The sequence below is a fragment of the Tractidigestivibacter scatoligenes genome, from assembly GCF_001494635.1.
Taxonomy (GTDB): domain Bacteria; phylum Actinomycetota; class Coriobacteriia; order Coriobacteriales; family Atopobiaceae; genus Tractidigestivibacter; species Tractidigestivibacter scatoligenes.
In genome coordinates this window covers 25,899-52,056 of record NZ_LOJF01000010.1, presented here as the reverse complement: position 1 = coordinate 52,056, position 26,158 = coordinate 25,899, and the positions used below count along the sequence as shown (strand labels likewise).

Below are 26,158 nucleotides of genomic sequence, written 5' to 3'. Positions count from 1 at the left end.
CAAGCATCACAGCTTGTAGAAACTGCCCGTTTATCTCCTGATTATTGGCGAAAGGCACATTTTGGCCGTAGTGCCAAGGTCGTGCCGGAGGGCGGATTTCGGGGGGCGGACCTACTACTTTGGTCCCGCATACGACCTTTGGTGCTATTTGGCGGCGAGAAGATACGACCGCCAAACACGAGCCAAGACCCATCTCAAATTGCTACCTCTCACACACAATGACGATTGGTAAGAGGCGGCACAGAGCCGTCACGGTTTTCTATCGAGGAGGTCAGAATGGCACAACTCCATCCGATGAAGCTGACCGAGGTCCTGGCAGAGAGAGGACTCTCACTCGAGAGCCAGGCCAACGGAGAGGCCCCGAAGGAAATCCAGGACCGCGAGATCAAGAAGGAGCCCACGCCGCGCGCCAACTACCTGCGCAACATCTACTTCGACACGCTTTCGTCGCTCGACGTGCAGGAGTCCTACTGGTACACGCGCGCCGCAACCGAGCACGACGGCGAAGTCCCCATCATGCGCCGCGCCTACGGCCTGAAGAGCGTCTTCCAGCACCTCGACACCCCCATCTGGCCACACGAGCTGCTCGTTGGCGCCAAGGCCGGCTTCTATCGCGGCTCCGCCCCGCTGCCCTGGCTCACCGAGAGCTTCTTCATGGACAAGGACTCCGACCTCTACAAGGCCGCACTTGCTACGGGCGCTGAATCCAGCGCAGAGGTCTCCCACTTTGGCGCCGGCGGCGGCAACGTAACCAAGAGCTTTGGCAACGTAGTCTCCGTGGGCGGCAAGTACGGTGTCCGCCGCGAGATCGTCCCCGCCATGCACCGCCTGGCCTACGCCTGGGCCGGCAAGTCCGTCGAGGACGTGGGCCGCAAGTACGAGCAGATGGTGCCCGAGTACAAGATCAAGGAAAACATCATGAAGTCGGTCGTGTCGAACTTTGACTCTGGCTTCACGATTCCCCAGGGCCGCGAGGTCATGAACTACTACTACGTCCTCGAGTACGGCTTTGATGGCCTCATCGATTTCTGCGAGAAGCGCGCGGGTGAAGTTGCTGGCGAGGCTGGCGGCGACGGCATCTCCGGCATGGACCGCCTGTACTACTACAAGTCGATGGCCGAGCTTTGCCGTGGCCTGTCCGCTTGGTTCGACAACTACGGCCGCGAGGCTGACCGCCTGCTCACCTGCACCGAGGATGAGACCTCCCGCGCAGAGCTCTCCGAAATCTCCGAGCGCATGCACCGCATCGCCCACGAGAAGCCCAAGACCTTCAAGGATGCCCTCCAGGCAATCTACCTGCTGCACCTTGCCGAGCTCAACGAGGACGCCATGTCTGGCCTGTCCCCCGGCCGCATTGGTCAGGTCCTCTACCCCTACTTCGAGCAGGACATCGAGGCTGGCCGCCTCACCGAGGCCGAGGCCGAGGAGTGGAACGAGCTCTACCGTGTCAAGATGACCTGCATCGACGCCTTCGCATGCACCGGCGTCGTGGGTGGCGTCCTCTCGGGCAACACCTTCAACAACGTGTGCATTGGTGGTCTCGACCGCGAGGGCAAGTCTGCAGCCAACCGTCTTGAGATGCTCATCCTTGAGGCAGGCATCAAGTGCCAGACCACCCAGCCCACGCTCTCGCTGCTCTACGACGAGGCCACGCCCGAGGAGTTCCTCCTCAAGTGCATGGAATGCGTTAAGACTGGTGCCGGATATCCCGCCATCATGAACAACCGCATTGGCATGGAGTTCATCCAGAACCAGTACCAGCACGAGGGCATGACCGTCCGCGAGTCCCGCGCCTGGTCCGTGGGCGGCTGCCTCGAGACCTCGCCCGGCACCTGGATGCCCCTGCACCACGGTGGCAAGCTTTACTGGATCCCCGGTGGCTCCGGTCAGCCTACCTCTGTTGGCGTCCACTTCCTGAACAACCCGAAGATCCTCGAGCTCACGCTCAACAATGGCTTCGACAAGCGTACCGGCCTTCAGGTCTTCGAGCCGCACAACCGCACGTTCGACACGTTCGACGACCTTGTCGATCAGTACAAGAAGTACTACGAGAAGTCCGTCGAGGTTCTCAACAAGTGCATGAACATCCAGCACGACGTCTGGCGCAAGTTCACGCCGTCGATGGTCAACTCGCTGCTCAAGCCCAACTGCCTCGAGCGCGGCCTCGGCATCGCCCAGAAGGGCTATCGCTACAACGCCACGTTCAACATCGAGTGCTGCGGCATGTGCAACCAGATCAACTCCTTCGCGGCCATCAAGAAGCTCGTCTACGATGACCACAAGTACACGCTTGACCAGCTCAAGGACGCACTCGACCACAACTTTGGCTACAAGACGTCCAAGGAGGTTGGCTCCGAGTCCCTGAAGGACCAGGAGAAGCGTGACGACGATGACGGCCGTTACGACGAGATTCACGCGGACTGCCTGCGCGCGCCCAAGTACGGCAACGACGAGCCCTACGTCGACGACATGCTCTACGACTGGGAGCATTGGTTCTGCGAGGACATGCCGCACAAGTTCGAGTCCCTCTACGCCGAGCCTCTCTACGTGTGCCAGATGTCCGTGTCCACGCACGGCCCCGAGGGCGCCGTCACCGCTGCCACCGCTGATGGCCGCCTTGAGGGCACGACGTTCGCCGACGCCTCGATGTCCGCTTACCCCGGCACCGACACTCACGGCCAGTACGCCCTCTTCGAGTCCGCGACCGGCTGGGATCACTCCATGTCGCAGAACTCCCAGATGAACCTCAAGATTCACCCCAGCGCCACCAAGGGCGTCGAGGGCTCCCGCAAGCTCCTGGACCTCACCCGCGCCTACATGCGCAAGGGCGGCTTCCACATCCAGTACAACATCGTGGACTCCCGCGTGCTCAAGAAGGCACAGGCTCACCCCGAGAACTACCGCACCCTGCTCATCCGCGTCGCTGGCTTCACTCAGTACTGGGTCGAGATTGGCAAGCCCATCCAGGACGAGGTCATCGCCCGCACCGAGTACGAGTCCATCTAGTCCAGTCACGCATTCCCACGACCTTCTCGAGAAAGGATTCCCACGATGTGCAAGCACTCTGATTGCGCGAACTACATCCCCATCGACGTGGCCAAGGGCATCTGCCACGCCAACGGTGACATCACCGTCCAGATTGACACGCCCACCTGCCCCAAGTTCACCCCCGGCTTCAAGTGCAAGTTCTGCAGCCACTACCAGGCGGGCGAGCAGAACATGGGAACCTGCACGGGCTTTGAGGACAAGTTCTGGGCCTTCGCCGACAACGGCGCCAAGAACTGCGAGAAGTTCGAGCGTGGGGCGGCCGAGAAGGTCGAGGCATAGCCGCATCTGAGCTATGCACACGCTCCAGCCCTAGGGTTTGGACCACGCCCCGGGGAACCATGGTTCCCCGGGGCGTTCTTTGTACGGAATCAGATCCATTCGAATAGATTGGTGGTTCCCATGTCTGTTGAACAAGCAACAGCTCAGAAGCCGGAGCACGAGGCCCCGACTACCGAGCAGATCACCAAGGAGACCGCGAAGAAGTACGGCACCTGCACCGTGATCGCCGCCTGGCTCGCGGTCTTCTGCCTCTTCGGCTACCGCTCCTCGTTCTCGATCATGCAGTCGTCCCTCATGGAGGGCATGAGCTGGACCTCCACCCAGGCCTCGCTCGGCTACTGCTTCATGATGACCTTCTACGCCATCACCGCGTACTTCTCCGGCGGCCTCATCGACAAGAAGGGCACCCGCCCCGCCTACGCGATAGGCGCCATCTGCTGCTTCCTCGGGTTCTTCCTCACGTCCTTCATCCCCGAGGGCGCGAGCTGGTCCTTCCCGGTCTACCTCGTGACCTATGGCGTCTTCGCCGGCGTAGGCACGGGCATGCTGTGGGTCTCCTCGACGATCTCGTGCCGCAAGTGGTACGTGGGCACCGAGTACGGCACCAAGTGGGGCCTCGCCTTCATGGGCGCCCCCATGGCGCAGCTCCTCCTCACCATCGTGGTCTCCCCCATCCTCAAGGGCGCCGGCTGGTCCGCCGGCATGAAGGTCCTCTCGGTGATCATGGCCGTCATGCTCCTCATCGCCGCCGCCGTGGCCAAGCCCATGCCCGACAAGGTGGGTGCCCAGCCCTTTGGCCTGGACTCCCTGCCCAAGAAGAAGACCGACGCCGCAGCGAAGCCCGCACACGTCTGGACCGTTGGCGAGGCCTTCAAGACGCGCGCCCTCTGGTGCGACATCTTCGCATTCATGTTCGCCGTGATGGGCGAGTTCCTCATCTGGTCGCAGATCGTGCGCTACTTCACCGTCGACCTCGGCTGGACCCAGCCGTCGCTTCTGGGGATGCCGCTCGCCAACGTGATCTACATGGTCATCGGACTCGCGGGCATCTTCACCATGCCGCTCACCGGCAGGGCATCGGACGCCCTGGTCAAGCGCATGGGCGTCGAGCGCCCGGCCCGCCGCATCATGCTCGTGGTGTCCCCGCTCTTTGGCATCGCAGGCGTGCTCCTCGCCCTCTCCGGCAGCCTTCCCGTCGTGATCGTGGGCATGGTCCTGCTCGCCGTGTACTGGGGCATCGAGCCGGGCGGCGCCGCAGGCTATGCGGGCACCGTCTTTGGCGGCGCATCCCTCGGCAAGATCTGGGGCCTCGCCACGCTCATCATCATGGGCATCGGCCCGTCGTTCGGCACCTTCATGGGCGCCTTCCTCTTCGACACCTTCCAGTCCTACGTGCCCGCGCTCTACTTTGGCATCGGCGCGTACGTGGTGTCGACCATCTCGGCGCTGCTGCTCCCGGGCAAGGTCGAGGGCGAGTAGGGTACGCCGCGCACAAAGCGTGACACTCCCCCAGGGGGCGCCGGCTCAGCTGGCGCCCCTTTCTGCAACAATACGAGAAGAACGCCAGCTCAAGAGGTGAGATGCATGTCTGTTTCCGAGCTTGTCGAAACCGTGCTTGGGCGCGAGGACGAGGACTTCGAACGCGCCCTGCAGGAGCCCAACCCGCCCTGCGACGCGGCATCGTTTGGGCTGGTGCTCAACCGTTTTCGAGCGGCGCAGCTTGCCCTGTGGCCGGAGTCCCTCCTCGAGGCGTACCTGCAGGACCTTGAGAATGCCCGCGCATGCGAGAAGTCCATCGTGCTGGAGCGGGCAGCCTACCTCTTTGGGACCTCATACCGACCTGACGCCCACCGCATGCTGCCGCCAAAGTCCTACGAGTTCTGCGAGCGGGTCGACCTCATCTCCAAGCTCTCGCTCATCTGGGAGGTTCGCGCCCGAGAGATCGTTCCCCGCTTCACTTCTCGCCTTGGGGCGCTCATCACAGAGGAAGACAGGCCGGACGCGCCGTCGTACGAGTCGCGCTTGCGGGCGGAGCTCATGTCCTACTCGCAGCGCACCATCGACGAGTACGGGTCGTGGGTCTTTGGGTGCTGGGGCGCAGGGAGGAACCCCAACCTGCAGGCATACGACGGAGCGGCCGTAGAGCTGGGTTTCTCTGGTGCTTACGAGGCCAACTACAAGGGTGCCGTGCTCTAGGACACTGATGTCTCTCAACGAAGCGCGCCCCTCTCGACGGCATGCCGGGAGGGGCGCGCTCCCTTTTCCTACAGGTAAGAACTAGAGTGCCGCGCGGTAGATCTCCACGATATCGTCGGCAGTAAGTGGCACGAAGCTGCCCTTGCTGCCAGCGGCGGCCTTCTCGGCCATCACGCGGAAGTTCTTCTCGTCATCGATGCCAACGGCACGCAGGTTGGCCGGCATGCCCATGGTCACAAAGAAGAACTCGCGAGTCTTGGCGATGGCGTCGCGCGCCACGGACATGTCGTCGGTGCCCTGCAGGCCCCAGACGTTGCGGCCGTACGTCGCGAACATGGGCGCCGTCTTGACGGAGAGCACGTGCTCCATCCACGCCGGTGTGAGGATGGCCAGTCCCTCGCCATGGGTGATGTCGTAGAACGCCGAGAGCTCGTGCTCCATGGGGTGCACGCACCAGGCGTTGGCGGCGCCGGCATTGACCAGGCCGTTTATGGCGTGCGAGGCAGCCCACATGAGGTTGGCGCGGGCCTCGTAGTTGTCCGGCTCCTCAAGCGCAATGGGCCCATAGTGGATCATGGTGCGGAGAAGCCCCTCGGCCATGCGCTGCTGGACGTAGGCGCCCGGCTCCATGGTGAAGTAGTTCTCGAAGGTGTGGCTCATCATGTCCGCCGTACCGGCGGCCGTCTGGCGACGCGAGACAGTGAAGGTGTAGGTGGGGTCGAGCACGGACATCGTGGGCTTCATGCACTCGGCGGCAGTGCCCCACTTCTCGTTCTTGGTCATGTCCGATATCACGGCGAACGGGTCCATCTCTGAGCCGGTCGCGGAGAGGGTGAGCACCGAGAAGATGGGGAGCGCGGCGGTAATCTTCTCGGGATGAATCACCAGGTCCCAGGGGTCACCGTCATAGCGGGCACCGGCTGCTACCACCTTGGCGCAATCGATCGTGGAGCCGCCGCCAATGGCGAGGACCATGTCGACACCCGTGGTCTTGCACGTCTCGACGCCGCGGCGGACGGTCTCGATGCGGGGGTTGGGCTCCACGCCCGAGAGCTCCTCGACCTCCACGCCGGCCTGGCCGAGGATGCGCAGGGCCTCGTCGTAGATGCCGTTGCGCTTGATGGAGCCGCTACCATAGCAGAGCAGGGCCTTCTTGCCGTACTGGGCAAGCTCGTCGAGGTGCGAGATCTGGCCCTTGCCAAAGTGGATGGTGGTGGGGACGTGGAACGTGAAGTTGTACATGCTGCTTCCCTTCTCGTGCAAACAGGCGCCAGCCCCATTGATACCCAGTGCGGCCAATCGATAGCACGGTATTGGCGGTCAGCGGGAGAGATGACCATGTAAATGCCTGCAGCTCCCGGCAAACGGAACCTGATATTGCCATTCGACCGTCGCAAGCATTAGTAACTTTGATATTTTTATGCTCACCAGAGGCCATTTGCACAAAAATTGCGGTTGCCGGCCCATTTTGGGAGTTTTGCTTAGTATCACCCGACAGGTGCCATTTTCCTACCTGCGGCTCCGCAAAAAGTTAGAGGCTTCGTACTCGGCGATTCTCCGAAAATGGGCCGGCAACCGCAATTTTTGTGCACGCGACCGCCGACGGGACCATCGCCAACGCTTCCGGCTTCTTTCTCGCTGGGCACCAACAGGTTTTCTCATGAGGCGTCCTAACCGATGCATACGCTCGCGGGGTCATTCGGGTGAGCGGACGCATACGACGTACGCGTTGCGTAGACTGTTGTCATCCATACGAGCTGGCGACCCAGCAGCTAGGAGGCAGCATGAGCGAAATTGGCTTCCACATAAAGGAGGCGGGAGAGCTTTCCGACGACGAGTTCAACGCGCTGCGCCGCCACTACCTCGTCTATGCCTGGGCCGAGAGGGACGAGCACCGCAACCTGCACAAGGACCTTGACGCCATATACACCGAGATAGACGGGCTTGTCGCCAGAGGTGAGCTACTGCCAATCGTGAACTCGCTCAACACGTGCGGGCGTATCGTGATCTTCTCGACGGAGTCTTCCACGTTGGCGCTACGCGAGTTCCAACAGGCCATGCTTGTGGAGGACAAGACCGTCCACCTGGTGGCCGAGGACTCTCCCAGCACCGCGATGCTTGACACCCTCACCCCCAACGACCTGCTCATTGTTGTGACCACGTCGAATGGCTTCGCCCGCAGGCAGCGTGCGGTCATCGAGCAGTGCCACGCCTACAAGGTCATTGTGACGGCAAGCGAGGACCCGGCGCTGCACGCAATTTTCGACGACGTGCTGGCCTTTGGAAAGGACGCAAGCGAGGGTTCCTCGCTCCACCGAATCTACGCGACCTTTGGGGTCACGTACTTCTTCGACCGGCTGTTTGCCCAGTACGCCCGCGCGTTTGACCCGCTGCTGTAGTCGCTACCTAGCGTGCAGCGCCCTGGTTGCCGGATGACTTGTGCGTGCGAGAAGAGCGCTTGGTGCCGGTGGTCGCCTTTCTCGTTGCTGGCTTCTTCGCAGGCGCCGTGGTCTTCTTGGCGGGAGCGGCCGGCTTGTTCTCGGCTGACTCCTTCGCAGAAGGTGCGACTTCCGGCTTCGCCGTCGACGCCTCGTCGAGCACGGCCTGCAGCTGCGCCTTTGCCTCTGCCTCGCGCGCACGCGCGGCTTCGACGCCCTCCTCGGCACGCGCAACCTCATCTTCGGCAGCGGCCTGATCGGACTTCGCACTAGCAACAGCCGCCTCGGCTTCACCCGCAATCCACTGGGCCGAGGAGAGCTCGGCAGCAGCCCTATCGGCCTCTACCTGGGCTTCATTGCCCTTGCGGATGGCATCTTCCAGCAGTGCCGCAATGCGGTCCTTCTCTGCCCACGCATCGTGCGCGACAGCGGCAAGGCGCTCGGCCTCCTTGGCGTGCTCGGCAACGGACTGCTGCTCGAACTTGGTGCGCTCCTCGGCCGCAGCCAACGCGTCGTGCGCCTGGGCGAGACGCGCCTTTGCCTGCTCGAGCCGCTCCCCCGCGCCAGCAAGATCTGCGCTGGCACTCTTCGCGGCTGCCCGCGCATCTCCCACAACAGAAGCCGCATGCCTGCGCTGCAGGCCATCCTCCTCAAGCAGGCACGGAAGCAGCTGCCGCGCCTCCTCCTGCCACCAACCCCAGCTGTGATCAACGTCGGCACCCCAGTACTCAAACGTTGCGAAAACGCCCGCAGCCTCAAGCTCTCCCTGAAGCGTCCGCTGGGTCTCTCCGCCCTCCTCGCCGGCACCAGTACCGCACACGAACGCCAGCTGTAGCCCAGACAGGGCCTCTACCAGCAGCGGGTTGTCGCCAAGCCCGCGCACAAGGTCCACAGGCGAGAAGGCCCGCCAGGCATCGGACATGGCATCCCCCACAACCCAGGCGGCGTCATAGGTGCCCGAGAGTGCGAGAAGCCCGCCGTAGATGCTGGGCTTGCGCAACATGGCGATGGTCGCGTTGAGCGCGCCCAGGCCCGCACCGGCAACGATGGGCGCACCGGCTCCAGGTGCCTCGTCGCGCACCAACTGACAAAGCTCGTTCTCGACAAGGTCAAAATACCCGCCGAGGCTTGCTATGCGGTAGTCAGTGGGAGCATAGCCCGCATACCAGCTGGCACCGTCGGCGGAGTCCACGCAGAAGAGCCGCACGCGCCCGGCGTCGATGAGCCCAGCCAGCGCGTCGACCATGCCGCCCTCCTCCCAGCTTGCGCACGAGGAGTCGCCCTCGGGAAACGCGATGACCGGCCGCCCGGCCGTGCCATACAGCGTCACGTCAAAGTCCCCGTCGACTCCGTCGCGGTGCAGGGTGAAGTCCTTGGTCTCCATGTTGCCTCCGTCTCGAGTTCCCAATGCGTCTATTGTGCGCCATTGCTCCGGCCTTCTTCCCGAGCGGGAGGAGAGAGAGCGAGAAGACCTCGCGAACGGGGCGGAAAGGAGCGCGCGCTGCGTCCTTGTCGGCTACTTCCCCTCACGCAGCGCGGGGAGCACCGTGCCCGTCGAGCGCACGAACTCGCTCAGGCACTTGTTGACCTCGGCGATTTCCACGCCTGGGTAGTCCCCCACGAGCCAGGAACGGTAGGTCTGCAGCACGCCGCCGGCAATGTAGTCGGTGAGCATGGTGCAGGCCTTCTTCTCCTGCTGCGTGTTTACGGGAATGCGCTGCTGAACCCACTCGCGGAAGCGGGACTCGAGCGCAAAGACGAAGGGCTCGATGCTTCTCGACTCAACCAGCTTGCGCGTAAGCTCCCTGTTCTCGTCGAGATAGGCCCCCACCTGCGTGAGCACGGGCAGGGGGTCCTCAAGAAAGCCGCTCTCCACCGCCTGCGAGAGAAACTCCGAGATGGTGTCTGCAGTGTCTGCCATCACGGACCTCATGAGGTCGTCCACGTTGTCGAAGTGGGCGTAGAACGTGCCGCGGTTGAGGTCAGCCTTACGGGCCACGTCGGAGACCGTGATGCTCTCATAGGGCTTCTCGGCTAGCAACTCCATGAACGCCTCCTTGAGCAGGCGTATGGAGCGCTGCGCGTTCCTGTTCATGCCCTTCTCTGCCATATGTGCTCCCTCCAAGCGCAACAAATGACATTGTTAGTGTACAAGTCCGAACGAAATGTGGCCCGCAATGACCCGAAGTTCTTCTGCGCTTCTCAGAATAATTGAATTCGGGTAGAAAATCACCATGTGTTTAACAACGTACAGGTGAGTGATTTATATCCGAAAGGAGCAGCAAGCAGATGGAACGCTTTTTTCGTGGGGTGCTCCGCCACAGGAAGCTGGTCATCACGCTCTTTGTGATTCTCACCTGCCTGAGCGTGGCGTGCATTCCGCAGGTGAAGATTGACGCCAACATGAGCGACTACTTGCCAACCAGCGCAAAGTCCTCGCAAGACCTCAATGACATGAAGGAGATCTACGGCAACGACATCACCAACGCCCGCGTCTATGTGACGGGCATCTCGCAGGTGGACGCCGCCTCGTTTGACGAGCAGCTCAAGAACCAGCCAGGCGTCACCTCGGTCACTTGGCTCGGTGACGAGGTGGACCTCGACAAGCCCATCGAGGTTGCAAACGCAGACACCGTCAAGGAGTGGTACGACGGCGAGGGCTACCTCTATCAGTGCGTCTTCACGAGCGACGTGGACCAGGCCGAGATAGACTCCATCCGCTCGATGGCGCAGGCGCTACCAGACGCCCAGACCGTGGCCATCGACGGCTCAGCCGTGTCCGACGCCGCCAACATGGCGACGATCAACACCGACATGGCCAAGATCATGACCATCGCCGTCATCGTGGTGTTTGTGATGGTGCTTCTCAACACCACGAGCTACCTGCACCCCGTTGTGATGCTGCTCACCATTGGCGTGGCCATTGCGCTCAACATGGGCACCAACATCTTCCGTGGCACCATCTCTTCCATCACGCAGCTGGTAGCAAGCGTGCTGCAGCTGGCCGTCTCGATGGACTACTCCATCGTGCTGCTCACCAACTTTGGCCGCTACCGCGAGAAGACGGACGACCAGTTTGAGGCCATGGTCATGGCCATGACCAAGTCGTTCCCCGTCATCCTCTCCTCCGCGGCCGTCACGTTTTTTGGCTTCCTCTCGCTGGCTGCCATGCAGTTCCTCATTGGCGCCGACATGGGCATCGCGCTGGCCAAGGGCATCGTGTGCTCGTTCTTCTCGATCACTCTCTTCATGCCCTGCATCCTGTACAACATGCGCAATGCCGTCGAGAAGACCTCGCACAAGCCATTCTTCAAGTCCTTCAACCGCATGGCCAAGGTGTGCCGCGCCGGTGCGGTGCCTGCGCTAATCATCGCCATTGTGCTTGCCGTGCCCGCCCTCAAGGCTTCTGGTGCCGTGAGCTTCACGTATGGCTCGGCGGCGAACATCGCGCAGGACTCGCAGGTCAAGATTGACGGCGACATCATCAACAAGGCGTTTGGCGAGTCCCAGACCTGGGCCATCATGGTTCCCGAAGGCAACTGGGCCGAGGAAAATGCCCTGGTAGACGAGCTCAAGGCTCTCCCCACGACCAAGAGCGTGCTCTCGTACTCAACCATTGCCGGCTCCGCCCTGCCGCACGAGCTTGCGGACGAGAGCCAGGTAAAGCAGCTGCTCAACAGCGGCTGGAGCCGCATCGTGCTCACCTCGAACATCCCCGACGAGTCAAAGGGTGCCTTTGACCTGGTAACCACCGTGCGCAACATCTGCCAGGAGCACTACGGCGACAACTACAAGCTTGCCGGCAACGCGGTGAGCTACGCGGACATCAAGTCCGTCACCACGACGGACAACACTACCGTCAAGATGGCCTCGATCCTTGCCATTGGCGCCGTGCTTCTCGTGATGTTCAAGAGCATCTCGATCCCCATCATCCTGGTGAGCGCCATCGAGGTCTCCATCTGGATCAACGAGGCCGTGCCGTACTTCACCGGCGACACCATCAACTTTGTGGCCTTCCTCGTTATCGACGCCGTGCAGCTGGGCGCCGCCGTGGACTACGCCATCATCTTCACCGAGGAGTACCTGGCGCGCCGCAAGCGCATGAACAAGAAGGACGCCGCGTTCCAGTCTGTTGAGAAGACCGCCCAGCCCATCATCACCTCAAGCTCGATCCTGATCTTGGCCTGCATCGGCATCACCGTGGCCGTCTCGAGCCCCATGATTCAGCAGGTGGGCGAGCTCATTGCCCGCGGCGCGTTTATCTCGGTTGTCGAGATCTTCTTTGTGCTGCCGCTGCTCTTCCAGCTGCTTGACGGCTTTGTGCGCCACACCAGCTACAAGATTGGCTTCTACCAGGAGGGTAAGGGCAGCTCGGGCGCTGCTGGCAGCTCGGGCGCAGGCTCCCTGCCGGACTCCCCCACAACCACGCCTGCGGCCTAGCGGCGGACAAGACACGCATCGATCACGCGACGGGCACCGCCCGCCCCAAACGTTTGGAGTGAACAGCAATGACCACCAAGAACAAGAAGCGCGTTGCCGAGAAGAGCGTCCCCTCGCTTGGGCGCAGGGCCCTCGTGGGAACTGTGGGCACACTCATGTGCTTTACGATGTGCGTGCCGTTTGGCGCCACGCAGGCGCTGGCAGACGAGGTGAATGGCCAGTCCACCGAGCCGAACTCCAACGCGCAGACGGGCGAGACCCAGAGCGCAAAGACCGAGGTCGTCTACGCAAGGACCGATGCCACGGGCAAGAAGAGCGGCGTCTACGTGGTGAACGACTTCGACACCCCAACCGCCCAGACCGTGACTGACCCGGGCACCTACACCAAGGTCCAGAACCTCTCGACCTCCGAGGAGCTCACCAACACCAACGGCTCGGTAACGCTCACCACCACGGCCGGCGAGCCTGTCTACTACCAGGGCGACCTTGACGCCTCAACGCAGCTGCCCTGGGATGTTGAGGTGACCTACCGCCTGGATGGCAAGGTTGTCTCACCAGATGAGCTCTCGGGCAAGAGCGGCAAGCTGGACATAGAGCTCAAGGTGACGGGCATGGACGACGACACCGCAACCTCGGACTTTGCCAAGAGTTTCATGCTGCAGGCGCAAGGCACCTTCCCCAACGACAACTTCCACCTGGATGACTCCGATGACGGCACCGTTGCCGTGGTGGGCGACAACACCCTCGTCACCTACCTGCTGCTCCCCGGAACCAACGGCGACTGGCACATCACGGGCGAGGCAACGGACTTCACCTACTCCGGCTGGCAGATAAGCGCCATGCCGCTCTCGATGGACATCAATGTGCGCGACGCCGACAACTCCCAGCTCACGGACGCCACCTCCAAGCTCACGGACGGCGTAGACCAGCTGGCCTCTGGTGGGCGCGAGCTTGCAAGCGCGCTTGACCTCATCAACGCCGGCGCGGGAAGCGCCCAGAGCGGCTCTGGAGAGCTTGCGAGCGGAGCGGACCAGCTAGCCGCAGGCACCGGCGAGGCCGTGAACGGCACGGCGCAGCTCTCTTCCGGCGGGCATCAGCTTGCCAGCGGAGCAGCGCAGCTTGAGGCGGGCGCGCAGAGCGCAAAGACAGGATCCTCGCAGGTAGCAGATGGTGCGGACCAGCTGTCCGCCGGCACAGCACAGGCCGTGAGCGGCACGGCGCAGCTCTCCTCGGGCGCCACGCAGCTCTCGGGCGGCCTAGACAGCTTGGATGCCGGCGCACAGAGCGCAAAGGCCGGGTCTTCTCAGCTTGCAGGTGGCGCGGCGCAGCTCAAGGCCGCGCTCGAGGCAAAGGATGGCTCGCTCACTGCGCTGAAGTCCGGTGCGTCGCAGGTAGCGGATGGCACGCAGCAGCTCTACGACACCCTCTCGAGCATGCTGCCGCAGCAGCTTGCGGGCATGAACGCCCAGCTCAACACCGCAAAGCAGTCCGTCGACGGCATACAGCAGGAACTTGCCGCCATTGAGGCCTCTGCGCAAAGCATGAGCCAGCAGGGCCAGACGGCCGTTTCGCAGGCAGAGGCCGTGAAGGCAGACCTCGAGGCGCTCTCGCAGGCCACCTCGGGCATGGGGACGGCGCTGAGCTCTGCGGGAACCAGCGCCGGTACCGCCGCTGCCAAGGCAACGGCAGCGCAGGGCCGGGCCTCACAGGCGGCGACCGACGCAACCAACGCATACGACACGATGGCCACGCTTGATCAGGACGCCACGCTCACGGCGGAGCAGAAGGCCGCCGTCGAGAGCGCCATGGCCTCCGCCAAGAGCGCTGCCAGCGAGAGCACCGCTGCCGCCGGAACCGCCGGCGGCGCCGCGACTGACGCCTCTACCGCGGTATCCACCATCCAGACGCTGGCCCAGGGGCTGCAGGGTATGAGCTCCACCGCAACGCAGCTCCAGACCGATGCGCAGGCGCTGAGCGGCACGCTCTCCTCGCTTGAGGGGAGCGCACCCGACGGCACGGGCATCCAGGGTGTGCTCGCGCAGTCGCAGACCGTGCTCACGCAGTCGAACGAGCTGGTCAAGAGCTCACAGGAGATGGTGAGCGGCGCGCAGCAGCAGCTGGCGGGCATCGACCTCACGAGCCTGAAGACGCTCAACGACGGGGCGCACCAGGTGTCTGCCGGCGTCGACACGCTTGCCGGTTCGCTGCAGGCGGGCGGCGAGCTCAAGAACGGCGTCGATTCCCTCGCATCCGGCGCCTCGAGCCTCGACAGCGGACTTGGCACGCTTGCAGATGGTGCTGCCTCTGCAAAGGACGGTGCAAAGCGCCTCTCGGCAGGTCTCGACACGCTGAGCAGCGGCTCCACCAAGCTGGATAGCGGCGCCAAGAGTCTGGCCTCCGGCGCGCACCAGCTGGATGACGGCCTGGGCACGCTTGCTGCCGGGACCTCCTCGGCAAAGGACGGCGCCAAGCGGCTTGCGGCTGGCATCGACACGCTGAGCAGCGGCTCAACCAAGCTCGACGCGGGTGCCAAGGCGCTCGCATCCGGCGCGCACGCCCTTGACAGCGGGCTGGACACGCTTGCTGACGGCACCTCCCAGGCAGCCGACGGCAGCCACACCCTCTCTAACGGCCTCGACGAGCTGCAGGAGTCCGTCGATGGCATGGACGAGAAGGTCCTGGACGAGCTGCAGGACACCATCGACGAGAAGCTTGGCCGCGGCTACCAGCTGCACTCCTTTGTCGATCCCAGCAACACCAACGTGCGCGAGGTGCAGTTTGTCTACGTGGTTGACGGCGTGAAGAGCGCCGATGACACTAGCAGCAGCTCCGACGACCAGTCGCAGCAGGCGTCCGACGACGAGCAGCAGGACCAGTCGTTCATGGGTCGTCTCGCTGCGCTCTTTACCAGCAGCGACAAGGACGAGTAGTGAGACAAAGGGAAACTCCCTTTGTCTCATCCTTGGACGAAATCAGCCCTCGGGCGTCAATTTGACGCCCGAGGGCACGCTATTGAGTAAATCCTGTCGATAAGGGCCCTTCGGGCGCCCGTTTTGCACCGAAGGCGAGAAAACCGTCAGCCCCGCTGCAGAAAATCGCAGCTCCTGCGCCGCAATGAGACAAAGGGACTGTCCCTCTGTCTCATTTGGGCAGCTTGCCCTCGTCCTGCGCGCGGCGAATGGCCATCTCCATGTGGGCCAGCATGGGCCCAGATGATGACGTATCCGGCAGCGGCTCGCCATGGAAGGAATTGTCGAAGAGCACGTTCATCACGTCATCAAGCGGGCTCTTGTAGCCGTCATCTGCGGCCTTGAGGCCCTGCACGCTGTAGCCCGAGGCCTCAAGCGCAAACGCAATCACGCTTGTCTCGACGCCCAGGTCCGCGGCCACCTCGGGGAAGGTCTTCTCGGCATCAACATTCTCGATGCCCATCTCAGCGAGAAGGCCAGAGAGGTCCGGGTACTGCGCAAAGAGCTTACCCGCAGGCAGTTCGAGGTCGATGACCTTCTTCTCGTCCGCCACGATTGCCTCCTAGACCAGCTTGCCGTTGCAGTGGTCAACCATGTGCTGCACCATCTGGGCCTCCCAGCCGGTAAGATCGCGGCGACGCGGCACAAACTTGCCGTCAACCAGCTCGTCATAGGAAACCTTGACCTTACCGTAGCGGGTGACCTTGGAGGGCTCGTCGTGCGAGAGGCACCCCTCGACAGTGCGCGTGGCGTTGAGCCCCATCATGATGCGGGGGTTGTAGAGCACGTGCGCCTCACCGTTGTCATCGAGGTAGACCGCCACGGCCTTGGTCTCGCCAATCTGGTTGGCCGCCAGGCAGGCACCGTCCTCGACGGAGCGGAGGGTATCAATGAGGTCCTGCGCCAGGGGCGCGTCCTCGGGCGTGGCGCGCTGGCACTTCTTGGAGAGGATGGCGTCGTCCTTGCAGAGCTCGCGAATCATGTACGTTCCTTTCGGGAGGGCCGCTAGCCGTCTGAGCAGCCGCAGCCATTTTCAAGCAGGCCATATCTTACCGCCTTGCGCCCCCTGGCGAGAAGCCGAGGCTGCAACAAGCCGCGCATTCCGAACGTTTAAGGCGCCCTAACCGTCGTATTTCAGCGGCACCAGTATCAAGCCGCGAAATCTAGCCGTTTAAGCTGGTCTAACCGTTCGGAAAATTCCTAACCGGCGAAATCGCGCGGCATCTCGGCTGGGTGACGGCCAAACCGCGGGAATCGCTCCAACGAAAAATCCGAGCAGTTAGGTCACCCCAGCCGCTCGGAAAAGGCGAGAAAGACATGTCGCCGGAGCCAGGCCACGTGTCGCCGGAACCGCGCAACCGTCCGACTACGACCACGAACCCCCTAGTACTTCACCCAGGCGTTGGGGTCGCCGGTCTCTTTGGCGAGACGATCGGAAAGCCTGCCCTTGGGGCTGGCAGCCCAGATGGGCGCGGACTTCTCGGCCCATGCCGCAGCTGCCGCCTGCGTCTTGCTCTCGAGCTCGTCAACGTCCTCGGGGTGCACGTAGTCCGTGGACTTGGCTCCGGTCTCATGCACCATCTCGGAGAGCATGCCGGGGTTGTCAAGCAGCGGGCACGGCCTCAGCATGTTGGAGTTGAACGGCTGATGCGCCTGGTAGCTCTTGAAGAGCGGGCTCTTGTAGCACTCAAGCAGGCTCTTCTCGCGGATGTTGGAGTCCGAGTAGTGGATGAACGCGCAGGGCTCCACGTCGCCGGCGGCGTTGATGTGCATGTAGCGGCGGGCGCCGGCAATGCAGCCGCCCGTGTACTCGCCGTCGTTCCAGAAGTCCGCGAAGAAGATGGGCACGTTGTTGCGCCAGTTCTTGCGCACCTTGTCGTACATGCCGGCACGCTGCTCGGCGGTGGCGAGAAGCTCCACGGGAGCACCCAGGCCAACGGGCATGTAGGTGAAGATCCACGCAAAGAGGACGCCCTTGTCCACCAGGAACTGGATGTACTCGTCGCTCGTGATGGAATCGTAGTTTGCGCTGGTGTAGCACATGGACGCGCCAAACGGGAGCTTGCGCTCGCGCAGGATGTCCATGGCGTGCGTCACGCGCGCAAAGGTGCCCTTGCCACGGCGGGAGTCCGTTGCCTCCTCGAAGCCCTCGATGGAGAATGCCGGCATGAAGTTCTTCACGCGGAGCATCTCGTCGGCGAACTTCTCGTCCACCAGCGTGCCATTGGTGAACGCCGAGAAGAAGCAGTCCGGGTGCTTCTCGCACAGACGGATGAGGTCGTTCTTGCGCACCATGGGCTCGCCACCGGTGAAGAGGTAGATGTAGGTGCCCAGGTCCTTGCCCTGCGTGATGATGGAGTCAAGCTCCTCGAAGGTGAGGTCCTTGTGGTTGGCGTTGGTGTAGTTGGCCGCCCAGCAGCCGTTGCAGTGCAGGTTGCAACGGGTGGTGGGGTCCATGAGGATGGCCCAGGGGCAGTTGCAGCCCTCGGTGTCGTTAACCTCGCGCTGGCGAGCGCCGCCAATGGTCACCGAGTTCACGAAGAAGTTGTGCACGAACGTCTTGACGACGTCCTTGTCCACGTTGTTGATGATGTTGTCGACCAGGCGACGCCAGTTGTTGGTGGGATCCTTCATGTAGCCCATGACCATGTTGAAGAGCCTGAGCTGGGCGTCGTTGATGGAGTCGCCAGAGCCGGCAAACTTGTTGATGAGAGACTCGACCTTGGGCAGATTGCCATCGAAGTCGTCGTATAGCATGTTGACACCCTGGTCGACAGCGATGCCGATGGCCTTGGCCTTGATGGACGTGAACGCGGGCATGAGCCTCTCCTTCTCCTGCGGATAACCGCTCTCGGGGCAACCCCTCGCGCCCGCGCTGTTGCGCGCTACGTGGGGCCTGGGTTGGAACAGAGAGTATCATCCCCCAAGCCACTTGAGATGATTCCATTTTTTGAAATAAGTTCAATTCCAACACGCAAACGGTAGACGGTAGTGCCCGCACCGCGTCGGTCCCCTGGTCTTTTGCCCCTTACCCTAGACCCTACCCCCTCTCCCTTCCCCTCCTCGGCCCCCTCCTCGGCCCCTTCCTTCTTTATCGGAATTTGAGAATAGAGTTGCTCGCCAACTGGTCAAACACGGCGCCCGATTCTCAGAAACCGCTAAAGAAGGAGGAGGGCAAGAGGGACCTCAGGGGCGCCGGGAAGGGGCACACAACAAAAAAGGCGCCCCGGCCGAAACCGGGGTGCCGTTGCGCTAGGCGCTGCAAGAGATAAAGCCTACGCTGCTAGTCGATAGCGACCTTCGTGACGTTGGACTTCTCCGCCTGCTTGGGGACGTTGACGGTAAGGACACCGCCATCCATCTTTGCGGTGAGACCATCCGTTGCGGCATCCTTCAGATACACGCCACGGCTTGCCTGCCACTCCGAGGTCTCCTTCTGCAGGTAGTTCTTGTTCTTCTCCTCGTCGGACTCCTTCTTGTCCACTGAGATGGAGAGCCTGCCCTCGTTGAGCTCGACGTCGACCTCGTCCTTCTTGACGCCCGGGAGCTCCGCGGTCACAACGTACTTGTCGCCCGCGTCCTCGACGTTCATCTTGAATGCGTCATCGGCGCTGATCGCTGCGAGAGGAGCGAAGAAGTCGTCGAAGGCTCCAAACGGCCATGCCCTGCGGAGTGCCTTCTCGTAGTCACTATAAGGAACCATGCCAGCCATCGTTACCACTCCTTCTATGTGGTGGAAGCCCTTTCTCTGGGCTTCCTTGGGTTCACTCTTATATGTTCCCCGCTGCGGTTTCTTTATACATTTAATCTAAGATTTTCTAAGTCAATCATACTTAGATATTCCTCAAACTTCGAGGTCAGCAGCCAATCCCCCCTCGCGCTCCCGAACTTCCCAGAACTACGCACGGTCGCGGTTAAGCTTTGTGTGGTGCTGGGCTTTTGCCCGTATCGTCCCCCACCGTGCGTAAATCCGACATCTGTCGGAGTGATGGGATTGCCTCATGCAGCCGTCTTCTCCACCCCCGGAGCACTGCCGGCAGAAACCGGACGTTCTGCGGTTTTCCCGGCGTGAATTCTGTCCGAAAAAAGCCCGACGTCGACGGTGCGGAGTGCAGAACGGTTGTGTTGACACCCCAAGTGCGCAACGGTGGCAGAGATCTACGGTTGGGCTACGGATTTTCGGGGACACCCCAAGTACAAGGCAGTTTGAAGCCTGATAAACCGCAGGTCAGAGAATTACTACTGCATCGCAGTCACGTAAGGATTCTTACCAAAACTGCTGCCAACCGGAAGTCCGCCCGCCGCCGGTGGGGAGGCGCGCGACTCGCCATGCACTGTTGAGGAGAATCCCGACGTTTCAAGCCCCGTCGGATACCGATTCTGTCGACTGTGTTCTCAACAACAGCGGCACGGGGCTCTCAAGCAACACGAGCAGCGCCGAGAATGGCAGGATATGACCAGAGACAGCACCAAGATGAAAGGAGCAGCAGATGGCACAGGCGAGCCCGACGAAGCACAGCCAGCCTATCAGGGCGCGGCTCATAGCCGCCGCCATCCTGACGGCAGCCTGCCCGCTACTCGCGGCCATCTTTTCGCAGCCAGACCTGCAGGCGGTCCTCTTCCCCGGCTACCGTCGGCTCTCGAAATCCCTGATGTCCGCGCTCGCCACCGCAACCTCCGTGGCTCCCTTTGCCATCTGGGACTGGCTCACCACCGCCCTTGTGGTGGCAGCCATCGTGACGCTGGTGCACCGCATCCGCCGCCACCAGCGCCTCCTTCCGTGGCTCTCGGTTGTGGCGCTGGTCGTGGCCGCAACGGCTTCCCTGGGCACCGCCGACTGGGCGCTCAACCACTATGCCCCGGAGCTCTCGCAAGACCTTGGCCTTGAGGTTGGCCAGTACAGCGAGGACCAGCTTGCGGACGCCACCTCGTACTACCTTGACCAGGCGGCCTCACGTGCGCAGCTGGTCCCGCGCGAGGAGGACGGCACCCTCTCCCACCAGGACTTCTACGAGCTGGCACGCATCGCCGGAGCATCGTACGCACCGCTCTCGCAGCGCTACGAGGTCTTCTCAGGCAGCACCGCCCCCGTGAAGTCTCTCCTGCTCTTTGGCGAGCCCCTGCTCTACAGCGGCCACACGGGAATCTTCTGGGCCGCAACCGCGGAGTCGAGTGTGCCCCTTCACACCGCAGCCGCCGAGCTCCCCTTCACGATGTGCCACGAAGCGGCGCACCGCCTGGGCATAGCCAGCGAGCAGGAGGCCAACTTCTCGGCGTTTCTCGCCTGCTCTGCCAGCGATGACGTGCGCTTCTCGTACTCAGGCTACTACTCCGCCTTCAACTACTGCGTGAACGCCCTGCTGACGCAAGACCCAGAGCGCGCACAGCGGCTGGTCTCGGACGCGCTCTCAGGTGCAAACGGCGCTGGCGTGGCACTCGTGCTGCAAGACCGCGCCGCCACCCAGAAGCACTACCAGGCCTTCGAAGGTCCCTTCGAGGACGTGGGCACCACGGTCAACGACACCTACCTCAAGAGCTTTGGCGAGAAGGACGGCGTGCGCTCGTACGGCCTGGTTGTTGACTACCTGCTCGCCTGGCTGGACGAGTAGCGCTCGGCGTCGTGCCTGATGCGGTCTGCCTCGCGCTGCTCCTCCTCGGTGGGCGGCGGCAGGTGCGCTCCCAGGTCTGCAGGCACGTCGCGCCCGTAGCGCACGATGTCGTTCTCGAGCACGCCCGCCGTGTCCTCGGGCAGGTACACCGAGAGGCCCCCGCCCTTGCAGACAAACTCAGCGCATCCGTCGTCCCCCACGCTGGCGTCGGACTCCCCGCCAAGCACCGAGACCCACCGCTCGCCGGCGTGGCGCGACCCCACGTACATGCGCTTTGCTCCGCCCGCGCAATCGGTGAGCACGCACGCCACACCCGAGCCGCCATGGCGCCCGTCGCCCTCGCGCGTCCAGCCAACAACATCCGGGTCGTCGAGGTAGTCGTGCTGCGGCCCGTAGGCAAAGCGACGTCGCAGCTCCATCAACAGCGGCAGCTCGCGCACGGCGGGAATGTTGCCGTCGTTGGGCATGCCAAAGAGGTCACCGTAGAAGACGCACGGGTAGCCCGCCTCGCGCAGCAGGATGAGCGCGTACGCTGAGGGCTTGAACCAGCTCTGCACAAAGGACTGAAGTGCCTGGCCAGGCTGGGTGTCGTGGTTCTCGACAAAGGTCACGGCGCGCGTGGGATCGGCGCCCACAAGCGTACCGTCGAAGAGGCGTCGCAGGTCAAAGGTGCCAAACGAGCAGGACGCCTGGTACAGGTGGTAGTGGAGCGGCACGTCAAAGAGACTCATCGCGCGCTCAGAGCCAAGGTAGGCCTTAAGCTCACCTACATCCGGCGACCAGTACTCCCCCACCGTGAAAAGCTCCTTGCCAAACTCCTGGCGCAGCGCCGGCAGCCAGCGGAGAAAGAACTGGCGGTCCATGTGCTTGAGCGCGTCCAGCCTAAAGCCGTCGAGGTCACAGGTCGAGAGATACCACTCGCCCCAGCGCAGCAGCTCGTCGTAGACGGGTTGGTACATCTCGTCCACGTCGCAGCCCATGAGGTAGTCGTAGTTGCCGTTGTCATGGTGGTCTACCTGCTCGCTCCAGTGCTTGCCGTCAAAGAGGTAGATGGCGTTCGCGTGCGTTGCCTCGTCATAGTCCACACCGTGGAAACAGGTCCAGTTCCACTTGAAGTCAGAGTACCTGTTGCCGCGTCCGGGAAAGTCGAAGCGAGTCCAGGCCGTGATGTCGCGAGGCGCCGAGACGGGCTGCTCGCGGTTGTACGAGGCCACCTCGGTCGCGCGCACGCGCTCCGTTCCGTCGGCGCCCATGCGGTGGTCGAGAACCACGTCGGCCAGAGCCTGCATGCCCGCTGCGTGAATCGCGTCGATGGCGGCCAGGTACTCCTCCCGCGTGCCGTACTTGGTGCGCACAGAGCCCTTCTGGTCAAATTCGCCCAGGTCATAGGTGTCGTACACGCCATAGCCAACGTCGTTTGCACCGGCCATGCCCTTGTAGGCGGGCGGCAGCCACACGGCGGTGATGCCATTGTCGGCAAAGAGCTGGGCATCCTCGGCCAGGCGGCGCCAGTGTCCGCCGTCCGCGTCAAGGTACCACGAGAAGCCTTGGAGCATCGTGCCGTTCATAAGTGCAGCTGCCGCACCTACCCTATGCGCGTGGGGTGCGTGCAGGCAATAACGGCTGCGATGATGGCAACAAGCACAGCCGGCGCAAAGCCGATAAGCCCAAGCACCAGCGATGCGAGGAACAGCCACCAGAACACGCGAAGCCCCGCTCCTATCGCCCAGCCAAGGATGCGAAATATGCCCACGACAAGGGCAAACACAAGCCAAACCGCCAGGACGGCCAGCATGACCGGCGCAAACAGAATGGCGAAGAACGATGCGAGAAGAAACGTAATCATGGGACCTTCCCTTCGGGACGCCAACGGGGCATCCACCCATTACGGGAAATCCTACCCCTTTAGGCCAAGGGGCTTACGCCAGCCACAACGCCCGCGCCCTGTGCAGAATCGCGAAACACACTTGAAACAATGTTGCCAACGTGTTACAAATAAGCTGTCAAAACTGAAGGCCGTTCAAGAAAGTTGCAGGTGACGGCATATGCCCAGCATTTCCACGTCCAGTCCGCTCATCATCTTCATCGTGTTTCTCATCATGATCGCCCTGCTCTTTAGTGCCGTGCTGGTGGCAGCGGTGGCACAGGCAATCGTGAACAAGGTGCGCGGCCAGCACGGCCCACAGGAGAACGTGACCACCTACCCCACCATGCTCTATCCGCGCTACTAGACGCTGACCACAAGCGAAGAGCACACAGGCGAGAAACCCGTAGGCGACTCGCGACGGCCCGGACGGGATTGCCCGCCCGGGCCGTCCTTGTGCGCAGGCGCAAACTGCCAGCTACCCGGGCTATCCCCTGCGGACGACCCCAAGGCGCAGCTGGTGCAGCCCGCGCAACGTGAGGGTCTCGTCCACCACGGCCGCATGCGACATAAGGGGAGCCACGCGATTGGCGCCGCTTCCCGTAAGCACGACGCAGGTCTGCCCACCAAGCTCGGCAAAGATGCGGTCGAGAAGACCATCGACGCGAGCCACCTCGCCAAAGACCACGCCAGACTGCATGGCCTCGCGCGTGGAGCGGCCGATGGCCGCCTTGGGCGCATGCAGCTCGATCACGGGCAGGCGGGCTGCGGCGCGGGAGAGCGCCTGTGCCCCAAGCGCAAGCCCCGGCGCGATGATTCCGCCGAGAAACACCCCCTCGGCATCAATGACCTCGATGTTCATGGTGGTACCAAAGTCCACCGCAACAACTGGAGCCCCGTACGTGGCACGTGCAGCTACCACGTCTGCTATGCGGTCAGGCCCAACCTCGGCAGGGTCGCTGTAGCGCATGCGCAGCCCCGTCTTGAGTCCGGGGCCCACCACCACGGGTCGCGTGCGACAGGCCGTTGCCAGGGCCGCCGACCAGGCCTCCGTTAACGATGGCACCACGCAGGAGAGAACCGCGTCGAGCGGTGGCTCGGCAAAGGTCGCCGCGCGCTCCGGAGCAAGCAAGCGCTGCTCGGCAACGTCGCGAGCAAGCACGCCCAGGACCTGCGCCACCTGCATGCGAGCCTCGTCGGCCGTGAGTTTCTCGGGCGTGGTGAGCTCCCAGGTACCAAGCGGCTCGTCCGTCTCGCCAGCATCTGCCGAGAAGAGCCCGAAGCCGGTTGACGTGTTGCCCACGTCAACCGCAAGGACACAGCGCCTCTCGCCTGCCGTGGACTCGGCTTGCCTAGCCCACTCGGCCTGCTCGCCCTTTCTCATGTGCGCTCCCTTCGACGACGCCGCAGAGGCCATTCGCTATACTCTAGCAAGTCCGCGCGCATGTCCGGCGCGCGGCACCGGTAACCCGACTCCTCGGCACGCAACCGCCGGCCACCAGGGGGAGCGGATATACACAAAGGAGAACAACATGGACAAGACTTCTGGCCGCGCCTCGTGGCGCGGGCAGCTGACGGCGCGCGGCGTCGTTATTGGCTGCATTGGCTGCGTCATTATCACCGCCTCCTCGGCCTACACGGCACTCAAGCTTGGCGCGTTGCCATGGCCAATCGTGTTTGCGGCAATCGTCTCGCTCTTCTTCCTCAAGCTTCTGGGCAACGCCAGCCTGAACGAGGCAAACGTCACACACACCATCATGTCTGCTGGCGCCATGGTTGCGGGCGGACTGGCCTTCACCATTCCCGGCGCATGGATGCTGGGATACGCCGACGAGGTGGGCTTTGCGCAGATGCTCGTCGTGGCGCTTGCCGGCACGGGCCTGGGCCTTGTTGCCACGGCAATCATCCACCGGCACTTCATTGTTGATACGAACCTGGAGTTTCCCATGGGCGCCTCTGCTGCGCAGACCCTGCGCGCGACCGAGGCCGGCGGCAAGACCGGGCGCCGCCTCTTTGCATCGATGGGACTCGCCGGCGTTTACGCCGTGCTGCGCGACGCACTTGGCGCCGTGCCCACCATGCTGGCCGCGCTTCCCATCCCCGGCGTGAGCTTTGGCATATACAACTCACCCATGATGCTCTCGGTGGGCTTTCTCGTGGGCGGCGTGGCCGTGGCCTGGTGGTTTGCGGGCGCCCTTCTCGCCAACTTTGGCATTGTGGTTGCAGGCAGCGCCGCGGGACTTTGGGCCGTTGACGCCGCACAGGGCATCGTGAAGAGCCTGGGCATGGGACTCATGATGGGCGCAGGCCTTGCCGTGGTGGCAAAGGACATCGTGCCGCAGCTTGCGGACATCGTGCGCGGCGTGCGGGGCGCCGGTAACGGCACGGGCAGCGATAGCGATGGCGCGGGCGCGGCCGAGTCGCTGGTCACTGGCAGCGTGCACACCGACGCCGGCACGTTTGCGGTGATTGTCGCCGCCATCGTGGTTCTCATGTGCATGGGGCTTGGACTTCCTCCGGTGGTGAGCGTTGCGGTGGTGCTTCTCGCCTTTGTGACCACCGCGATGAGCGCGCAGTCGTGCGGACAGACGGGCATCGACCCCATGGAGATCTTTGGCCTTATCGTGCTGTTGCTTGTCTCGGCGTTTGCGCAGGTACGAAAGGTGCAGCTCTTCTTCATTGCCGGCGTGGTGGCCGTTGCCTGCGGGCTTGCCGGCGACGTGATGAACGACTTCAAGGCAGGAAGCATCCTTGGCACCGATTCGCGCGCCCAGTGGCTGGGCCAGGCGATTGGCGGCGTACTGGGGGCCGTGGTCTCTGCAGCCGTCATGATGGCGCTTGTTGAGGCCTATGGGCCCGACGCCTTTGGGCTTGGCAAGGAGTTTGTCTCGGCACAGGCAAGCGTCGTGGCCACGATGGTCTCGGGCATCCCCAGCGTCCCTGCGTTTGTGATTGGCCTTGCGGCGGGCATCGCGCTCTACTGGGCCGGGCTGCCGGCAATGATGCTGGGACTTGGCGTCTATCTGCCGTTCTACATGTCGTTCACAGCTGCGCTGGGCGCGGCGCTCAAGTGGGCGATTGACCGCGTTCGTGCCTCGCGCACGGCCAGCCTGCCCGCGGACGAGCGCGCCGCGCGCGACGCCGACGGGCAGGAGGCAGGCGTGGTCATTGCCTCTGGCGTGCTGGGCGGCGAGTCGATCGTGGGCGTCATTATCGCGATGGTGAGCGTTATAGCAGGGCTTGCGGCGTAGGGACGCGAGGCCACGTCGCCGAAAGGCGAATTTTGGCAGCGCTTGCATTCAAAAGGGCCCCTCC

At 63.0% G+C, this 26,158-nt stretch carries 20 protein-coding genes; 10 read left to right on the top strand and 10 right to left on the bottom strand.

All coding sequences use genetic code 11. The annotated features are described in order from the left end of the window. The first annotated feature begins 276 nt into the window (after positions 1-276). From hpdB to AUL39_RS07355, 4 genes are all read left to right on the top strand, one after another. Positions 277-3,006, top strand: coding sequence for a 4-hydroxyphenylacetate decarboxylase large subunit (gene hpdB / locus AUL39_RS07370; protein WP_059054957.1), 2,730 nt, complete (start codon positions 277-279; stop codon positions 3,004-3,006). A gap of 45 nt (positions 3,007-3,051) precedes the next feature. Further along, positions 3,052-3,327: a 4-hydroxyphenylacetate decarboxylase small subunit gene (gene hpdC, locus AUL39_RS07365; RefSeq protein WP_059054956.1), complete on the top strand. Its 276-nt coding sequence runs from the start codon at positions 3,052-3,054 to the stop codon at positions 3,325-3,327. A 120-nt stretch (positions 3,328-3,447) separates the two neighbouring features. After that, positions 3,448-4,806, top strand: a complete 1,359-nt coding sequence (locus AUL39_RS07360; RefSeq protein WP_059054955.1) for an MFS transporter — start codon at positions 3,448-3,450, stop codon at positions 4,804-4,806. Positions 4,807-4,911: 105 nt separating this feature from the next. Continuing rightward, complete coding sequence (locus AUL39_RS07355) at positions 4,912-5,523, top strand: DUF4125 family protein (protein WP_059054954.1); 612 nt, start codon at positions 4,912-4,914, stop codon at positions 5,521-5,523. 81 nt (positions 5,524-5,604) lie between these two features. On the opposite strand, the gene AUL39_RS07350 is transcribed toward AUL39_RS07355, so the two are convergent. Then, positions 5,605-6,765, bottom strand: coding sequence for an iron-containing alcohol dehydrogenase (locus AUL39_RS07350; protein WP_059054953.1), 1,161 nt, complete (start codon positions 6,763-6,765; stop codon positions 5,605-5,607). A 542-nt stretch (positions 6,766-7,307) separates the two neighbouring features. Between AUL39_RS07350 and AUL39_RS07345 the strand changes: the two genes are divergently transcribed. Beyond that, the gene (locus tag AUL39_RS07345; RefSeq protein WP_059054952.1) at positions 7,308-7,922 is read left to right on the top strand and encodes a phosphoheptose isomerase family protein; all 615 of its coding nucleotides are present in this window, start codon (positions 7,308-7,310) and stop codon (positions 7,920-7,922) included. Positions 7,923-7,929: 7 nt separating this feature from the next. Here the strand turns inward: AUL39_RS07345 and AUL39_RS07340 are convergent, their stop codons facing one another. Together AUL39_RS07340 and AUL39_RS07335 are read right to left on the bottom strand one after the other, a co-directional pair. Beyond that, on the bottom strand, positions 7,930-9,345 hold the full coding sequence (locus AUL39_RS07340) for a hypothetical protein (protein WP_059054951.1): 1,416 nt from the start codon (positions 9,343-9,345) through the stop codon (positions 7,930-7,932). Positions 9,346-9,477: 132 nt separating this feature from the next. Continuing rightward, positions 9,478-10,071 carry a TetR/AcrR family transcriptional regulator gene (locus tag AUL39_RS07335; protein WP_059054950.1) on the bottom strand — a complete coding sequence of 198 codons (594 nt, stop codon included), beginning with the start codon at positions 10,069-10,071 and terminating at the stop codon, positions 9,478-9,480. 179 nt (positions 10,072-10,250) lie between these two features. On the opposite strand from AUL39_RS07335, the gene AUL39_RS07330 reads away from it, so the two are divergent. Together AUL39_RS07330 and AUL39_RS07325 are read left to right on the top strand one after the other, a co-directional pair. Further along, positions 10,251-12,401, top strand: coding sequence for an efflux RND transporter permease subunit (locus AUL39_RS07330; protein WP_059054949.1), 2,151 nt, complete (start codon positions 10,251-10,253; stop codon positions 12,399-12,401). Between the two features lie 68 nt (positions 12,402-12,469). Further along, on the top strand, positions 12,470-15,331 hold the full coding sequence (locus AUL39_RS07325; protein ID WP_059054948.1) for a YhgE/Pip domain-containing protein: 2,862 nt from the start codon (positions 12,470-12,472) through the stop codon (positions 15,329-15,331). A gap of 211 nt (positions 15,332-15,542) precedes the next feature. Here AUL39_RS07325 and AUL39_RS07320 read toward each other — a convergent pair whose 3' ends face one another. The 4 genes from AUL39_RS07320 to AUL39_RS07305 all read right to left on the bottom strand — a co-directional run bounded on the left by AUL39_RS07320 (position 15,543) and on the right by AUL39_RS07305 (position 19,082). Continuing rightward, entirely contained in the window at positions 15,543-15,923 is a 381-nt protein-coding gene (locus AUL39_RS07320; RefSeq protein WP_059054947.1) for a hypothetical protein, read from the bottom strand. Between the two features lie 9 nt (positions 15,924-15,932). Further along, positions 15,933-16,352: a peptide deformylase gene (locus AUL39_RS07315; protein WP_059054946.1), complete on the bottom strand. Its 420-nt coding sequence runs from the start codon at positions 16,350-16,352 to the stop codon at positions 15,933-15,935. A 401-nt stretch (positions 16,353-16,753) separates the two neighbouring features. Next, complete coding sequence (locus AUL39_RS07310; protein ID WP_070807590.1) at positions 16,754-18,190, bottom strand: radical SAM protein; 1,437 nt, start codon at positions 18,188-18,190, stop codon at positions 16,754-16,756. Between the two features lie 463 nt (positions 18,191-18,653). Beyond that, positions 18,654-19,082, bottom strand: coding sequence for an Hsp20/alpha crystallin family protein (locus AUL39_RS07305; RefSeq protein WP_059054945.1), 429 nt, complete (start codon positions 19,080-19,082; stop codon positions 18,654-18,656). A gap of 778 nt (positions 19,083-19,860) precedes the next feature. Here AUL39_RS07305 and AUL39_RS07300 point away from each other — a divergent pair. Continuing rightward, positions 19,861-20,979: a DUF3810 domain-containing protein gene (locus AUL39_RS07300; protein WP_059054944.1), complete on the top strand. Its 1,119-nt coding sequence runs from the start codon at positions 19,861-19,863 to the stop codon at positions 20,977-20,979. Here AUL39_RS07300 and AUL39_RS07295 read toward each other — a convergent pair. Further along, a complete protein-coding gene (locus AUL39_RS07295) occupies positions 20,952-22,676 on the bottom strand; it encodes an alpha-amylase (protein WP_408033262.1) in 1,725 nt (574 codons plus the stop codon). The genes AUL39_RS07300 and AUL39_RS07295 overlap by 28 nt on opposite strands. Continuing rightward, positions 22,565-22,825 carry a hypothetical protein gene (locus tag AUL39_RS07290; RefSeq protein ID WP_059054943.1) on the bottom strand — a complete coding sequence of 87 codons (261 nt, stop codon included), beginning with the start codon at positions 22,823-22,825 and terminating at the stop codon, positions 22,565-22,567. The genes AUL39_RS07295 and AUL39_RS07290 overlap by 112 nt, the downstream gene beginning before the upstream one ends. Positions 22,826-23,024: 199 nt before the next feature. Between AUL39_RS07290 and AUL39_RS07285 the strand changes: the two genes are divergently transcribed. Then, on the top strand, positions 23,025-23,210 hold the full coding sequence (locus AUL39_RS07285) for a hypothetical protein (protein WP_059054942.1): 186 nt from the start codon (positions 23,025-23,027) through the stop codon (positions 23,208-23,210). Positions 23,211-23,330: 120 nt separating this feature from the next. Here AUL39_RS07285 and AUL39_RS07280 read toward each other — a convergent pair whose 3' ends face one another. Next, positions 23,331-24,227 (bottom strand): type III pantothenate kinase, encoded by an 897-nt coding sequence (locus AUL39_RS07280; protein ID WP_082667311.1) that lies wholly within the window; start codon positions 24,225-24,227, stop codon positions 23,331-23,333. A gap of 148 nt (positions 24,228-24,375) precedes the next feature. Here AUL39_RS07280 and AUL39_RS07275 point away from each other — a divergent pair, with 148 nt between their 5' ends. Continuing rightward, positions 24,376-26,094, top strand: coding sequence for an OPT/YSL family transporter (locus AUL39_RS07275; protein WP_059054941.1), 1,719 nt, complete (start codon positions 24,376-24,378; stop codon positions 26,092-26,094). Positions 26,095-26,158 lie beyond the last annotated feature (64 nt).

Coding starts and splice junctions, on each gene's coding strand:
- hpdB (WP_059054957.1), top strand. CDS start 277: ATGGCACAACTCCATCCGATGAAGCTGACCGAGGTCCTGGCAGAGAGA.
- hpdC (WP_059054956.1), top strand. CDS start 3,052: ATGTGCAAGCACTCTGATTGCGCGAACTACATCCCCATCGACGTGGCC.
- AUL39_RS07360 (WP_059054955.1), top strand. CDS start 3,448: ATGTCTGTTGAACAAGCAACAGCTCAGAAGCCGGAGCACGAGGCCCCG.
- AUL39_RS07355 (WP_059054954.1), top strand. CDS start 4,912: ATGTCTGTTTCCGAGCTTGTCGAAACCGTGCTTGGGCGCGAGGACGAG.
- AUL39_RS07350 (WP_059054953.1), bottom strand. CDS start 6,765: ATGTACAACTTCACGTTCCACGTCCCCACCACCATCCACTTTGGCAAG.
- AUL39_RS07345 (WP_059054952.1), top strand. CDS start 7,308: ATGAGCGAAATTGGCTTCCACATAAAGGAGGCGGGAGAGCTTTCCGAC.
- AUL39_RS07340 (WP_059054951.1), bottom strand. CDS start 9,345: ATGGAGACCAAGGACTTCACCCTGCACCGCGACGGAGTCGACGGGGAC.
- AUL39_RS07335 (WP_059054950.1), bottom strand. CDS start 10,071: ATGGCAGAGAAGGGCATGAACAGGAACGCGCAGCGCTCCATACGCCTG.
- AUL39_RS07330 (WP_059054949.1), top strand. CDS start 10,251: ATGGAACGCTTTTTTCGTGGGGTGCTCCGCCACAGGAAGCTGGTCATC.
- AUL39_RS07325 (WP_059054948.1), top strand. CDS start 12,470: ATGACCACCAAGAACAAGAAGCGCGTTGCCGAGAAGAGCGTCCCCTCG.
- AUL39_RS07315 (WP_059054946.1), bottom strand. CDS start 16,352: ATGATTCGCGAGCTCTGCAAGGACGACGCCATCCTCTCCAAGAAGTGC.
- AUL39_RS07310 (WP_070807590.1), bottom strand. CDS start 18,190: ATGCCCGCGTTCACGTCCATCAAGGCCAAGGCCATCGGCATCGCTGTC.
- AUL39_RS07305 (WP_059054945.1), bottom strand. CDS start 19,082: ATGGCTGGCATGGTTCCTTATAGTGACTACGAGAAGGCACTCCGCAGG.
- AUL39_RS07300 (WP_059054944.1), top strand. CDS start 19,861: ATGGCACAGGCGAGCCCGACGAAGCACAGCCAGCCTATCAGGGCGCGG.
- AUL39_RS07290 (WP_059054943.1), bottom strand. CDS start 22,825: ATGATTACGTTTCTTCTCGCATCGTTCTTCGCCATTCTGTTTGCGCCG.
- AUL39_RS07285 (WP_059054942.1), top strand. CDS start 23,025: ATGCCCAGCATTTCCACGTCCAGTCCGCTCATCATCTTCATCGTGTTT.
- AUL39_RS07280 (WP_082667311.1), bottom strand. CDS start 24,227: ATGAGAAAGGGCGAGCAGGCCGAGTGGGCTAGGCAAGCCGAGTCCACG.
- AUL39_RS07275 (WP_059054941.1), top strand. CDS start 24,376: ATGGACAAGACTTCTGGCCGCGCCTCGTGGCGCGGGCAGCTGACGGCG.